The 14,679-nt window shown below is 37.8% G+C and carries 8 protein-coding genes and 2 pseudogenes; 7 read left to right on the forward strand and 3 right to left on the reverse strand.

Going from position 1 to position 14,679, the window contains the following annotated elements:
• Positions 1 to 7: 7 nt before the first annotated feature.
• The gene (uidA, locus tag SHYC_RS01010) at positions 8 to 1,813 is read left to right on the forward strand and encodes a beta-glucuronidase (protein ID WP_039643703.1); all 1,806 of its coding nucleotides are present in this window, start codon (positions 8 to 10) and stop codon (positions 1,811 to 1,813) included.
• 124 nt (positions 1,814 to 1,937) lie between these two features.
• On the opposite strand, the gene SHYC_RS01015 is transcribed toward uidA, so the two are convergent.
• Both SHYC_RS01015 and SHYC_RS01020 read right to left on the reverse strand, forming a co-directional pair.
• On the reverse strand, positions 1,938 to 2,396 hold the full coding sequence (locus tag SHYC_RS01015; RefSeq protein WP_039643705.1) for a DUF3021 domain-containing protein: 459 nt from the start codon (positions 2,394 to 2,396) through the stop codon (positions 1,938 to 1,940).
• Entirely contained in the window at positions 2,393 to 2,833 is a 441-nt protein-coding gene (locus SHYC_RS01020; RefSeq protein WP_039643707.1) for a LytTR family DNA-binding domain-containing protein, read from the reverse strand. The genes SHYC_RS01015 and SHYC_RS01020 overlap by 4 nt, the downstream gene beginning before the upstream one ends.
• Positions 2,834 to 3,046: 213 nt before the next feature.
• Here SHYC_RS01020 and bioD point away from each other — a divergent pair, with 213 nt between their 5' ends.
• Genes bioD through SHYC_RS01040 form a run of 4 tightly spaced genes read left to right on the forward strand, consistent with a single transcriptional unit; the run spans position 3,047 to position 6,851 of the window.
• Positions 3,047 to 3,739 (forward strand): dethiobiotin synthase, encoded by a 693-nt coding sequence (gene bioD / locus SHYC_RS01025; RefSeq protein ID WP_039643709.1) that lies wholly within the window; start codon positions 3,047 to 3,049, stop codon positions 3,737 to 3,739.
• Entirely contained in the window at positions 3,714 to 5,063 is a 1,350-nt protein-coding gene (bioA, locus tag SHYC_RS01030; RefSeq protein WP_039643711.1) for an adenosylmethionine--8-amino-7-oxononanoate transaminase, read from the forward strand. The genes bioD and bioA overlap by 26 nt, the downstream gene beginning before the upstream one ends.
• Positions 5,064 to 5,065: 2 nt before the next feature.
• Positions 5,066 to 6,178, forward strand: coding sequence for an aminotransferase class I/II-fold pyridoxal phosphate-dependent enzyme (locus SHYC_RS01035; protein WP_039643714.1), 1,113 nt, complete (start codon positions 5,066 to 5,068; stop codon positions 6,176 to 6,178).
• A complete protein-coding gene (locus SHYC_RS01040) occupies positions 6,171 to 6,851 on the forward strand; it encodes a 6-carboxyhexanoate--CoA ligase (protein ID WP_039643716.1) in 681 nt (226 codons plus the stop codon). Before SHYC_RS01035 ends, SHYC_RS01040 begins: the two co-directional genes overlap by 8 nt.
• 34 nt (positions 6,852 to 6,885) lie before the next feature.
• Here SHYC_RS01040 and SHYC_RS01045 read toward each other — a convergent pair whose 3' ends face one another.
• Entirely contained in the window at positions 6,886 to 8,478 is a 1,593-nt protein-coding gene (locus SHYC_RS01045) for an L-lactate permease (RefSeq protein ID WP_039643718.1), read from the reverse strand.
• A 921-nt stretch (positions 8,479 to 9,399) separates the two neighbouring features.
• Here SHYC_RS01045 and SHYC_RS12555 point away from each other — a divergent pair.
• A pseudogene (locus SHYC_RS12555) lies at positions 9,400 to 9,534 on the forward strand (KxYKxGKxW signal peptide domain-containing protein); the annotation flags it as partial.
• A gap of 1,299 nt (positions 9,535 to 10,833) precedes the next feature.
• Positions 10,834 to 14,232, forward strand: a pseudogene (locus SHYC_RS12605) (adhesin); the annotation flags it as partial.
• Positions 14,233 to 14,679: the final 447 nt, after the last annotated feature.

Genomic DNA, 14,679 nt, shown 5'->3' on the forward strand with positions numbered 1-14,679 from the left:
CGTTAATATGTTATATCCAATCATAACAGAGACAAGGCACGTCATAGATTTATCAGGCATTTGGAAGTTTAAATTAGCAACACACGATAGCGCAATCGATGTCACAGAAGCACTAGATACCGATCAAGTGATGTCGGTTCCTGGTTCGTACAATGACCAGGGTGTCGTTCAAGAGATACGTCAACATGTAGGTGATGTATGGTATGAACGCACATTTACCATTTCTAAACATTTAAAAGATGAGCGCATCGTTTTAAGATTTGGCTCGGCGACACATCACGCGGAAGTGTATGTAGATGGAAAAAAAGTCGTCGAACATATAGGAGGATTTTTACCGTTTGAAGCGGATATTAGCACACAAGCCACCGTTGGCACACACCGTTTAACTGTTAAAGTGAACAATATTTTAACGCATGCGACATTACCGGTCGGCAATTATTCTGAAGAGATTCAAAGTGATGGGACGCTTAAAAAAATAAATACACCGAACTTTGATTTCTTTAACTATGCTGGTCTTCATCGTCCGGTTAAAATTTATTCCACACCCAAACAATATATTAAAGATATTGTCATTGTTCCTGAGGTGATAGATGAAACTGAAGCAGCCGTTCATTATGAAGTTGAACTCGGCAATGCATATAGCGATATTGACAATGTTAGGGTGACGATATTAGATGCTTCTGAACGTACATGTGTTGAACACAGTACGCTTTCAGGCACAGTGACACTTAAAGATGTTCATTTATGGCAACCTTTAAACGCTTACCTATACCAACTGAAAGTAGAATTATTTCATAATGGTGAACTTTTGGACGTGTATTACGAACGCTTTGGTGTACGTAGTGTCGAAGTGACTCATGGACAGTTTTTAATTAACAATCAACCCTTTTATTTTAAAGGCTTTGGAAAGCACGAAGATACGTATTATCACGGACGTGGTTTGAATGAAGCGGCTAATGTGATGGATATTGAACTGATGAAATGGATTGGAGCCAATTCGTTCAGAACATCGCATTACCCATATTCTGAAGAAATGATGCGTTTAGCTGATGAACAAGGTATTGTTGTTATTGATGAAACGCCCGCTGTTGGGCTTCATTTGAACTTTTTTGCAGCATTGGGAGATGTGTCAGACCCGGTCGATACGTGGAAAGAAATCAAAACGCTGACGGCACATGAAGCGGTTATTCGTGACTTGATACAACGTGATAAGAACCATGCGTGTGTGGTCATGTGGTCGATTGCAAATGAGCCAGAATCTAATGCAAAAGGCGCTAAAGCATACTTCGAACCATTAGTGCAGTTAGCACGTGAATGTGATCCGCAAAAGCGCCCTGTAACGATCGTGACGATATTAATGGCACAACCACATAACTGTGAAGTTCAAGATTTAGTCGATGTGTTATGTCTCAATCGCTATTACGGGTGGTATACGCAAACGGGTGATTTAGAAGCGGCTAAAGTTGCGTTGCGTCAAGAACTTGAAGCTTGGGCCAAACGCCAACCCGGAAAACCAATGATGTTTACAGAATATGGTGCAGACACTTTAGCAGGATTTCATGCGATAGACGACCAATTATTTACAGAAGAATACCAAGTGAAATATTATGAGGCCAATCATGAAGTAATCGATACTTTTGATTGTTTTATTGGCGAACAAGTATGGAACTTCGCTGATTTTGAAACAAGTAATGGGATTATTCGCGTGAAAGGGAATAAAAAAGGGATTTTCACACGCGAACGTGCACCCAAAGCCATCGCACATTATTTTAGAAACCGTTGGCATGCGATACCTGATTTTAATTACAAATAATATAGCCCTGTGCTTATCAATATAGTATCGCCTTCAAAATGCAAGAGAGTGTGTTTTGAAGGCGGTTTTTTAGTTTTAAAATATTAAATAAGTGCTAAAAAGATAGAGAAGTGAAATGAAATAATTAGTCCGCTTTATGAGTAATACTTTGATTAATCTCATCTACTATTTTTTGGCTTTGTTTATAGTGATACACCCAAATAACGATATAAATTAAAACGAAAATAAATGTAAACGTGAAAAATGCACCTAATTGGAGTGGAAACCACCCAGCTAATATTGCTAAAGGTACAAAACCTACATAACTGATTACAAAGTGTATCAACGTCATGCGTGTGATACTCCAATCCGTTTCTTCAAAAATCCGATTCACTTGATCGAATAAAACACCAATACAGCCCCAAATGACGACGGAAATGAGCATTGTGAAAGCTTCATTAACATGTGACAAATACCAATGTCCCATCGTTGACTCGGGGGATAATGGATAATAGTGGCCGGTGCCCCTAATAAGGCTAAAAAAAATCGAAATACCTAAGCCGTATATGACGCCCATTGCAAAGCTACGTTTAATTCTTTTCATAATGCCAATCGCTCCTTTATCGTTTTTAAATAACGTCGAGATGAGTATGTCGTATAGTCATGATGAAGACACATTCTAATTAAGCCATTTGGTTCAATCGCTAATTTTTTGAGTTGGTTGATATTAATGATTTCTGATTTAGAAATACGTATAAATTGCGAAGGAAGTGTGCTTTCAAGCGTATAGAGTCTGGATTTAAGGACATATTGCCCGTCAGGAGTAATCGCCATGACGGCCTTGTTTTCAGTTTTGATACTCAAAATATTTTTAACTTGAATAAATGATATGGTGTCATCATGATAGCCAGTGAGTTGTTCAACATGATCAAGGTCTTCAATACACTGCACAACCGTTTTGATTTTGTCGTTCAATTTAGGGGCTTCGATTGTTATTTTTGGTACTTGAAATTTGTCATTAATGATAAGGTTCAATTTCATCGTTTGTGCTCCTTTCACTTTGATTAAACCATATTTTGAATTTGAAAATTTAAAAAGTGACTAAACGGTCGTTTTTTGGCACTCACTGGTTAGAAATGGATTATCATATGTGTATATGCTAATTGTAAACTTAATATTTAAATAGGTTTACAATTTAGGTATTACGATTTAAGATGTTTAGGTGTACGTATTTTATACATATAGGTGATAATGATGAGAATATTTGTAACTGGTACGAATACAGACATAGGTAAAACGTATGTGATTACCAGACTATGGCAACGTTTAACGCAGTTAGGTATTTCCTCAGTGATTTTTAAACCATTTCAAACAGAAGAAATTACAGAAGGTGTTTATCCTGATTTAGAAGCTTATAAAACAGAATGTGGTTTAGATTATCAGACAACAGGACTTTATAAATTTCATGCACCTGTTTCACCACATTTAGCATTTAAACAAGAGCCTGAACAGCAGTTTGATTTATCAAAAGTTACGGCTAAATTGTCAGCTTTAGAAGCACAATATGACGTCATTTTAATTGAAGGTGCGGGTGGCATAGCAGTGCCGATTCACATTGCAAAAGAGTCATATTTTATGACAACGGATTTAATTCGTGAGACAGCAGACGCCGTTTTAAGTGTCGTACCAGCGCAACTTGGAGCCATCAGTGAAACGATTGTGCATCAAGCGTACATTGAACAACATCAATGTCCACCGAATCTCATTGTAATGAATCGTTATACGGATACTATCATTGAGCGAGATAACTTAGAAACACTTCAAAAATATTTGAATAAGAGGATAATGACCTTTCCTGAACAAGGTTGTGCTGAAGATTTCCCAGATCATATTTTGAAACTTTTTAGGGAGGCGATTTTAAATGAAACATCAAACGCTTGTAGATAAAAATTTAGAATTTGTGTGGCATCCATTTACTCAAATGGGCGTCTATCGTCAACATGATCCCATCATTATTGAAAAAGGAAAAGGCAGTTATCTCTATGATACGAAAGGGCGTCGTTATCTAGATGGTTATGCATCTTTGTGGGTCAATGTACATGGACATGGTGAGAAGCGTTTAAATAAGGCGGTTGAAAAACAATTATCGTCTATCGCACATTCAACTTTACTTGGCTCGTCTAACATACCTTCTATTCTATTAGCGGAAAAACTAGTGGATATTACACCTACTTCATTACGTAAAGTGTTTTATTCAGATACAGGTAGTGCAGCTGTAGAAATTGCGATAAAAATGGCTTATCAATATTGGAAAAATATTGATCCTGTGAAGTACAAAAAGAAGAATAAATTTATTACGTTCAAAAATGGATATCATGGTGACACTATTGGCGCTGTGAGCGTCGGTGGTATCGATACCTTCCATCATATATTCCATGATTTGATTTTTGAAAATATTCAAGTGGGTTGTCCTTCGTTTTATCATAGTCAATACGAATCAGAACAAGAACTGCGAGAGGCGTTACTCGATCAAATTGATCATTTATTACAAACACGTGGTGATGAAATTGTAGGTGTTGTAATGGAACCATTAATTCAAGGTGCGACAGGGTTATTTGTGCATCCTCAAGGGTTTCTAAAAGGGGTTGAACAATTGTGCCGTCAATACAATGTGTTACTTATTGTAGATGAAGTTGCGACAGGGTTTGGACGTACGGGTGAATGGTTTGCGTGTCATCACGAAGATGTTGAACCCGATATTATGTGCTTAGGAAAAGCGATTACAGGTGGCTATATGCCACTTGCGGCTACACTATCGTCTCAACGTATTTATGATGCGTTTTTAAGTAATCAGCATGGTTTAAAAACATTTTTTCATGGTCATACGTATACAGGGAATCAAGTTGTGTGTGCATTGGCTTTGGAAAATATTCAATTGATGAAAGAACGTAAATTAATACCACACATTCAAAAAACATCAAAAGTGCTCGATAAACAATTGCGACAATTGGAAGGGCATCCACATGTAGGACATATACGTGGTAGAGGGTTAATGTACGGTGTTGAACTGGTGTCAGATTGTGAAAAGCACGCGCCACTGCCTATACCGACTGTTGAACACATCATTGCAGAATGTAAAAATCGAGGATTGATGATTCGTAATTTAGAAAACGTGATTACGTTCGTGCCTGTATTAAGCATGTCTAAGCGTGAAATTAAAAAAATGACATCCATTTTTAAACATGTTTTAACGGATGTTTTGGGGTCCTAATCATGATATTTGAATCTTATTTAAATGATTTGCAATCAAAAGGACAATATCGTCAATTGAGGGAAGTCGCAACGGCGCATAAACAAAGGATTTCTAGGGATGGGAAGACTTGGATTAACTTCACCTCAAACGATTACTTAGGTTTAGGGCAACGTCACATTGATGTGATGCAATTACAGAAACGTCTTGACAAGTATGGGGCCCATCTTGCGAGTTCCAGACTCGTCAGTGGTCACTCCAAATACTACGTTGATTTAGAAGCGCGTATTCGTGATCACTATCAATTTGATGAAGCGTTACTAATGACGAGTGGTTACGATGCGAATTTAGCGATATTTCAAATCTTTAAACAAGAAAAAGTGGTGGTATTTTCAGATGCTTTGAATCATGCGAGCATTATTGATGGCATTCGGTTGTCTCAAGTTCAAAAAGTGATTTTTCCACATTTAAATTATGACGTTCTAGAACATGAAATGAAACAATATCCGCAACATTATAAAGTGATTGTTACGGATTCTGTTTTTTCAACAAATGGTCATACCGCAAATTTAAATCGTTTAAGACAACTCAAGGAAACCATCGGGAATACAATGATTGTCATAGATGATTCACATGGATTTGGTTTGGGTTATGACATGCACTACCAAGACATCGATATTGTATCAACGAGCTTATCTAAAGGTTTAGGTGCACATGGTGGTCTAATATTATGTTCATCGATTGTTAAAGAAATGATTGTGAATACTGCGCGACCTTTCATTTATTCAAACTGTATGCCTACTATGCATTTACATTTAATTGAAAGTCAATTAGATGCATTGCTACAAGCAGAGGACGCTCGACGTTTATTGCATGATAACATTGCGTATTTTAACGCATATGCTCGTGATAATCAGGGTACATCAACAGCTATTAAAACCTTTGCTATTGATGATGTTCATAAAGCGAATGCAGTATATCAGGAATTAATGGAAGCGGGCATTTGGGTGAGCTTTTTTCGACATCCAACTGTTGCACGACCCACGTTGAGAATGTCACTGTCTTCATGTCATGAAAAGGCTGATATTCATCATCTAATGTCGATGTTGCATGATAGGGGTGTTGGTGTTGTATAGTATTAAAATGCGTGCTTCGCAAAATGAAGGTCACATTAGTGGTGCAGAAACGATATGTGAAGCAAATGATATTGAACGGATTATTGCGACATACTTTCAAAAAGGATTTCAACATGAAAATGGGGAACCTGATTTTTTAAATCTTAAAATTGAAAAAGTAAGCTTACCTATCGTTCAAATCAAAGCCTTACCTATCATTGATCATCCACAATTAAAATTATCACAACTCGCAGCATCCTCACATATTTCACAACGCGCCATTGAAGCAGCCTGGCGTTATATTAGAAATGACACATGTTATCGAGGTGCCATCATTTTGGATGCATATTCTGCTGAACGTATAGATGAGTTTGGTGAACGCGGTTGTCGTGCAACACATTTTTGTTTTAAACAGCAAAGAGAAGATAAAATACACAATGAACGTATCAAAGATGCACTCGCGATTGCGACGATTTTCCAATCAAATGAGGGGGTCGTAGGAGAACTTTGTGTCTCTGATGATTTGAACTATACGACAGGTTATTTTGCAAATCATCAAGGATATCATCGTTTATATGACTTGAAATTAAAAGGATCACGAGAAGGCGGACGCGTGCTTTTTGTAAATCAACAATTTCATATCGACGCGTTTACATATTTTTGTCAACAACAACCTAAATGCGTCATATATTAAAAAAGCTCATGCTGCGAGGCATGAGCTTTTCATATTAAAAGAAGAAAACTGTAAAGATATATGCGCTGATACCTGCAAGTAAACAGTAAAGAAGCGCAGGTCCTAAAGTTTTACGAATTACACTACCTTCTTTACCAGCCATATTTACAACAGCACATACAGCAACGACATTGTGTACACAAATCATGTTACCTGCAGCAGCACCGATGACTTGTGCAGCTAAAACAGTAGTAGTGTTGCCTTCGATTGCAGCAGCAATATTTGCTTGAACTGGAGCGAATGTAAGTGTTGATACAGTTGCACTACCTGTAATAAATGACCCTAAAGCGCCTAAGAATGGTGCAACGAACAACCACATTTGACCAAATGTCGCAGCCATACCGTTCGCAATGTACTCAGGCATACTGATTAAGTCTTTCGTGTTAATGCCAGAGTTACTGAATACATGAACCATTGCAAGTGTGGCGATTAATGTAATGCCAGTGATACGAATGGTTTTAATAGAATCTGTACATGCTTTTGTGAAGTTTTTAAATGATTTTCTTTGAATGATAACCGCAAATAATGCAGCAACGACTAAAATTGTTCCTGGTGAGTATAATACTTCCCAACTTGATGAAATAGATTCGTATCCTAAAATATTGTTCCATGATAAGTTGAACACAGATGTTGTGAAATCTTTAACGGGTTTAACGACACGTGTTAATAACAGCAATGCAACCACAATTAAGTATGGTGACCAAGCTGATAGTAAACTCATCGAATGCGTACCTTGTGGCTTAGATTCATATACTTCTGATAAAACATCTTTCCACTCGTTTTTAGGTATTAACCATCCTTTTTTAGCAGTGAATACTGCCACAATGATTGTTGTTAAAGAGCCTAAAATTGATACAAACTCAGGTCCTGTTAGTAAAGCATAGATCAACGCTGATACAACATACGTTGCACCTATTAAAAGTGTCCAAGGTAAAATTTCTAAAATTGATTTGAGTTTATTGTCTTTTCCAAAGAAGACAATCATTGTCACAACAATAATCATTGGTATTAAAATACCGCTTAATAAGTCTAACATTGTAATACGGATAGCCGTTTCTGAAAAGAGTGCCGTGTCCGCATCTTTTAATGTACTCAAACCGACAATGACTGGCGTACCCACAGCTCCAAAAGATACGGCCACACTATCAGCAATGAGTGCTGTTGCAACACTTGTTAAAGGTTTAAAACCTAAAGCAACCATTAATGGTGCAGTCACCATTGCAGGTGTACCGAACCCTGATGCCCCTTCAATTAATGATCCGAATAAAAAAGCTACGATGATGACTTGGACACGCATATCTCCAGATACATTTTGGAAGCCTGCATTAATTCGCTCAACTGCAGATGTTTCTCGTAATGTATTAAGCAATGTAAGTGCCCCGAAAAGTATTAAAATAATTGTTAGTGTTTTATGTATTCCTTGTAAAAATGATGCCGCAATAACGCCACCTTCTATACCCCATGCAACCATCCCCAGAATAGTTACTACAATCGCACTAATAGTCATCCCAACTAATGCTGACATTCGTAATAAAACTAAACAAATAAATGGAACAATAACTGCACTTAATGCAACGAGCATTAACATGGTTTCCACCTCAAATTCCCATAATTTATATTTTTATAATGGACATCTGATGACCAGATGACATTGATATGCAAATTGTAAGCGTTTTTCTAAATTTATTCAACCATAGGTGAAAGGATTTTGTAATTAAATGAAACGAATTCATAAAAAATACTTATTTTAAACAAAATAGGGAGTTTTCAACCCAAAAAATAGGGCGATTTTTTGAGAGGGTATGTGGAATTGCGCAAATAGAAACAGCGACATAGCAGGTTGAAATGATATTACAAATCTCAGTCAACTGGCACACTACTATGTTAACTAAAACATGTATATAAGCATAATTTCATTTTTTATACGAATAAAATTTTAACTTCTTTGCTAGGTCAAACTTTAAAAATCTAAATTATTATAATAAAAAAACTTTTGGTGGTTTCGTATGAAATGAACGTATAGGGTATTCACTCTTATACAATTATCAAATCTCTCTATTTAGAGACACGTTTATATGTAAAACCATAGATAGGTCAAAGTCACAAACAACATAATTTTTAATATTAGTTACTGAACATGGAAAAATAAATAAATTAAGAATTGTGATTTTGCATTTCTACAAAGTATATCAAATAAGATGGATGTGAATGTTGCCGGAAAATCTTGAAACCATTGTTATTGTAGCTTTTTATGTCACATTTAAAGAGTGTGGAAAATAAAAACGATTAAATTTTAAGTGGTTGAAAATTAAGTTTCTAACCTTATTCTGATTTTATCTGAAAATAAAAATCTACAGATAAACATATAGAATTAAATTTAGAGTTGCACAATAGAATTAAGAGGTTTATTATATTAAGGTACATTCAATGTTTTAAGCAATGGGAGAATTTTTCGGAAAGATATAGAAGGTTAAAAGTTTTTCCCGAATAATTTAACGGGAGTTTTGCAATGACAAGGAAATTAAAGGAATTCAAAAGAAGTTTTGGTCAAGAAAAAGCAAGAGTGAAATTGTACAAATCTGGTAAAAACTGGGTCAAAGCAGGAATTAAAGAAATTCAATTACTTCGATTAATGGGTTTACCATTTTTAACTGAAAAGGTTGAAAAGGATGTAGAAGGTCCTCAAACTATCGGTGGATTTATTAAACGAAATGCTCTGAAAACAACAGCCTTAACAGGCGGTATGTTTACCGTTAATATGTTGCATGATCAAAATGCTTTCGCTGCTTCCGAAGCACCTGTCACATCAGAATTGGCTACACAGAGCCAAACTGTTGGTGATCAAACTTCTGTTGTCATCGAACAATCGCAATCCTCAGTGGATAGTCAAAGTACTTCATCAACAGATAGCGAGACATCGACGTCAACTGCAAGTGAAAGTAATACTTCAGAAAACAGCCAAAGTACATCGGAAAAAAGTCAGAGCGCGTCTACGAAAGACAGTACGAGTACAAGCGACAAATCTACAACAAGTGAAAGTACTGCTTCAGAAAGTACAGTAAAAAGTGATAGTAAGCGTGAAGTAACATCTCAAGAAATGACGACTAATAGTCAATCTAATACGTCAATCGATTCAGATTCAACGTCTTTATCTACTTTAAATAGTACGAGTATGAATAATCAAACGACGTTACGTTCATTGAGTTTAAGAGCCGTGCCAACAACATTTGCTTCAGTAGCTGCGACAGCACCGATTACACAAACATTTACAGGTGCAGGTACTGACACTAAAAATAATATCCCTGTTTACTATAAATTGATTGTGACAAGTGATGGATCGAATATGAAGTTTACATACTATGTATCATATGATAATCCAAAGACATCAATTATAGAAAAAGCACCTAGCACAGCTAAGGTAAACCTTGCAAATGCTGGTTTAAATCAATACACTATGCTGGTTCTAGGAAACGGTTATGGTCAACCATCATCAGTTACACAATCTGTAACACAAGGGGGTTATACGACTACTCCTGAGACAGGCGTTAATAGTCAAATTAGACCGATGTCACCAACTGGAAACGGGTATTATTGGGACAGTCAACCTTTCTTAAATACTCCGAATGCACAAAAAGGTGACGCCTTAATGGCTACATTCACAGTGCCAATTACGAATCCAAACGGTAATTTAAACTGGACATTTAACCCATATGCAGCACCAACAGATTTTTCAGCTTCTAACTATTTTACGACTAGTGTGAGAGCAACAGATCCGTATACTAGTACTTCAATTAGTAACTCTAAAAGTGCATCAACAAGCGCATCACAAAGTACGTCTAGAAGCAATTCAATTAGTGCGTCACAAAGTACATCACTAAGTCAATCACTAAGTCAATCACTAAGTCAATCACTAAGTCAATCACTAAGTGATTCAATCAGTGCATCACAAAGCGCTTCGACAAGTAAGTCATTAAGTGAATCAACAAGTCAATCAATTAGTGAATCTCAAAGCGCTTCGACTAGAAAGTCATTAAGTGAATCAACAAGTCAATCGATTAGTGAATCACAAAGTACTTCGACTAGAAAGTCATTAAGTGAATCAACAAGTCAATCGATTAGCGAATCACAAAGTGCTTCGACTAGTAAGTCATTAAGTGAATCAACAAGTCAATCGGTTAGTGAATCACAAAGTACTTCGACTAGTAAGTCAACAAGTACATCGACTTCAGTATCAGTGAGTGAGTCAGAGTCAGTAAGTACGTCAACATCAGTAAGCGAGTCTGAGTCAGTAAGCACATCAACTTCAGTAAGTGAATCAGAATCAGTGAGCACATCGACTTCAGTAAGTGAATCAGAATCAGTAAGTACTTCAACTTCGTTGAGTGAGTCAGAATCAACAAGTACGTCAACATCTGTGTCTGAATCAGCAAGCACGTCGACTTCAGTAAGCGATTCTGAATCAGTAAGTACATCGACATCAGTGAGCGAATCAGAATCAGCAAGCACATCAACATCAGTGTCTGAATCTGAATCAGTAAGTACGTCAACATCAGTGAGTGAGTCGGAATCAGAAAGTACTTCAACTTCGTTGAGTGAGTCTGAGTCAACAAGTACTTCAACATCTGTGTCTGAATCAGCAAGCACGTCGACTTCAGTAAGCGATTCTGAATCAGTAAGTACGTCAACATCAGTGAGTGAGTCGGAATCAAAAAGTACTTCAACTTCGTTGAGTGAGTCTGAGTCAACAAGTACTTCAACATCTGTGTCTGAATCAGCAAGCACGTCGACTTCAGTAAGCGAGTCTGAATCAGTAAGTACATCGACATCAGTGAGCGAATCTGAATCAGCAAGCACGTCGACATCAGTAAGTGAATCAGAGTCAACAAGTACGTCGACATCAGTAAGCGAGTCTGAGTCAACAAGTACTTCAACATCAGTAAGTGAATCAGAATCAACAAGTACGTCGACTTCAGTGAGTGAGTCAGAGTCAGCGAGCACATCAACATCAGTAAGCGAGTCAGAGTCAGCGAGCACGTCAACATCAGTAAGCGAGTCTGAATCAGTAAGTACTTCAACATCAGTAAGCGAATCAGATTCAGTGAGCACATCGACATCAGTGTCTGAATCTGAGTCAGTAAGCACATCAACTTCAGTAAGTGAATCAGAGTCAGTAAGTACGTCAACGTCAGTGTCTGAATCTGAGTCAGCGAGCACATCAACTTCAGTGTCTGAATCAGCGAGCACATCAACATCAGTGTCTGAATCAGAGTCAGCAAGTACATCAACATCAGTGAGCGAGTCAGAGTCAGTAAGTACGTCAACGTCAGTGAGTGAGTCAGAGTCAGCGAGCACATCAACATCAGTAAGTGAGTCGGAATCAGAAAGTACTTCAACTTCGTTGAGCGAATCAGAATCAGCAAGTACTTCAACATCAATCAGTGAATCTGAATCAACAAGCACATCAACTTCGTTGAGTGAGTCTGAATCAGTAAGTACATCGACATCAGTGAGCGAGTCAGAGTCAACAAGCACATCGATTTCAGTGAGTGAGTCAGAGTCAGTAAGCACATCAACATCAGTAAGCGAGTCAGAGTCAGCGAGCACGTCGACTTCAGTGTCAGTGAGTGAATCTGAATCAACAAGCACATCAACATCAGTGTCTGAATCAGAATCAGTAAGCACATCGACATCAGTAAGTGAATCAGAATCAGCAAGTACTTCAACATCAGTGTCTGAATCTGAATCAGTAAGTACGTCAACTTCAATCAGTGAATCTGAATCAGTAAGTACATCGACTTCAGTGAGCGAATCTGAATCAGTAAGTACATCGACTTCAGTGAGTGAATCAGAATCAGTAAGTACGTCAACATCAGTAAGTGAATCAGAATCAGTAAGTACGTCAACATCAATCAGTGAATCTGAATCAACAAGCACATCGACTTCAGTAAGTGAATCAGAATCAGTAAGTACGTCAACATCAGTAAGCGAGTCTGAGTCAGCGAGCACGTCGACTTCAGTGTCTGAATCTGAGTCAGTAAGCACATCAACTTCAGTGAGTGAATCAGAATCAGAAAGTACTTCAACTTCAGTAAGTGAGTCGGAATCAGTAAGTACTTCAACATCAGTAAGCGAATCTGAATCAGCAAGCACATCAACATCAGTGTCTGAATCTGAATCAGTAAGTACGTCGACATCAGTGTCTGAGTCAGTGAGCACATCGACATCAGTAAGCGAGTCTGAGTCAGTAAGCACATCAACATCAGTGTCTGAATCAGTAAGCATATCGACATCAGTAAGTGAGTCAGAGTCAACAAGCACGTCAACATCAGTAAGTGAATCTGAATCAGTAAGCACATCAACATCAGTAAGCGAATCAGAGTCAGTGAGCACATCGATTTCAGCATCAGTGAGTGAATCGGAATCAACAAGCACATCAACATCAGTGTCTGAATCTGAATCAGTAAGCACGTCAACATCAGTAAGTGAATCTGAATCAGTAAGCACATCAACATCAGTAAGCGAATCTGAGTCAGTGAGCACATCGACTTCAGCATCAGTGAGTGAATCGGAATCAACAAGCACATCGACATCAGTAAGTGAGTCTGAATCAGTAAGTACTTCAACTTCGTTGAGCGAGTCTGAGTCAGTAAGCACATCGACATCAGTAAGTGAATCAGAATCAGTAAGTACGTCAACTTCAATCAGTGAATCAGAATCAGTAAGTACATCGACTTCAGTGAGCGAATCTGAATCAGTAAGTACATCGACATCAACATCAGTGAGTGAATCAGAATCAGTAAGTACGTCAACATCAGTAAGCGAATCAGAGTCAGTGAGCACATCGACTTCAGCATCAGTGAGTGAATCGGAATCAACAAGCACATCAACATCAGTGTCTGAATCTGAATCAGTAAGCACGTCAACATCAGTAAGTGAGTCGGAATCAGTAAGTACTTCAACATCAGTAAGCGAATCAGAGTCAACAAGTACTTCAATTTCAGTGAGCGAGTCAGAATCAGTAAGTACTTCAACTTCAATCAATGAATCTGAGTCAACAAGCACATCAACATCAGTGTCTGAATCTGAATCAACAAGCACGTCGACATCAGTGTCTGAGTCAGCAAGTACTTCAACATCAATCAGTGAATCAGAATCAACAAGCACATCGACTTCAGTAAGTGAATCAGAATCAGTAAGTACGTCAACATCAGTAAGCGAGTCTGAGTCAGCGAGCACGTCGACTTCAGTGTCTGAATCTGAGTCAGTAAGCACATCAACATCAGTAAGTGAGTCAGAATCAGTAAGTACTTCAACATCAGTAAGCGAATCTGAATCAGTAAGTACGTCGACTTCAGTGAGCGAATCAGAATCAGCAAGCACATCAACATCAGTAAGCGAGTCTGAATCAGCAAGTACATCGACTTCAGTAAGCGAGTCTGAATCAGTAAGCACGTCGACATCAGTGAGCGAATCAGAATCAGCAAGTACTTCAACATCAATCAGTGAATCTGAATCAACAAGCACATCAACTTCAGTGAGTGAATCAGAATCAGTAAGTACTTCAACATCAGTAAGTGAATCAGAATCAAAAAGCACGTCGACTTCAATCAGTGAATCAGAGTCAACAAGTACTTCAACGTCAGTGAGTGAGTCGGAATCAGAAAGTACTTCAACTTCGTTGAGTGAGTCTGAGTCAACAAGTACTTCAACATCAGTAAGTGAATCAGAATCAACAAGTACGTCGACTTCAGTGAGTGAGTCAGAGTCGACAAGCACATCAACTTCGTTG

This window comes from Staphylococcus hyicus, assembly GCF_000816085.1.
In the GTDB taxonomy this organism is placed as follows: Bacteria; Bacillota; Bacilli; order Staphylococcales; family Staphylococcaceae; genus Staphylococcus; species Staphylococcus hyicus.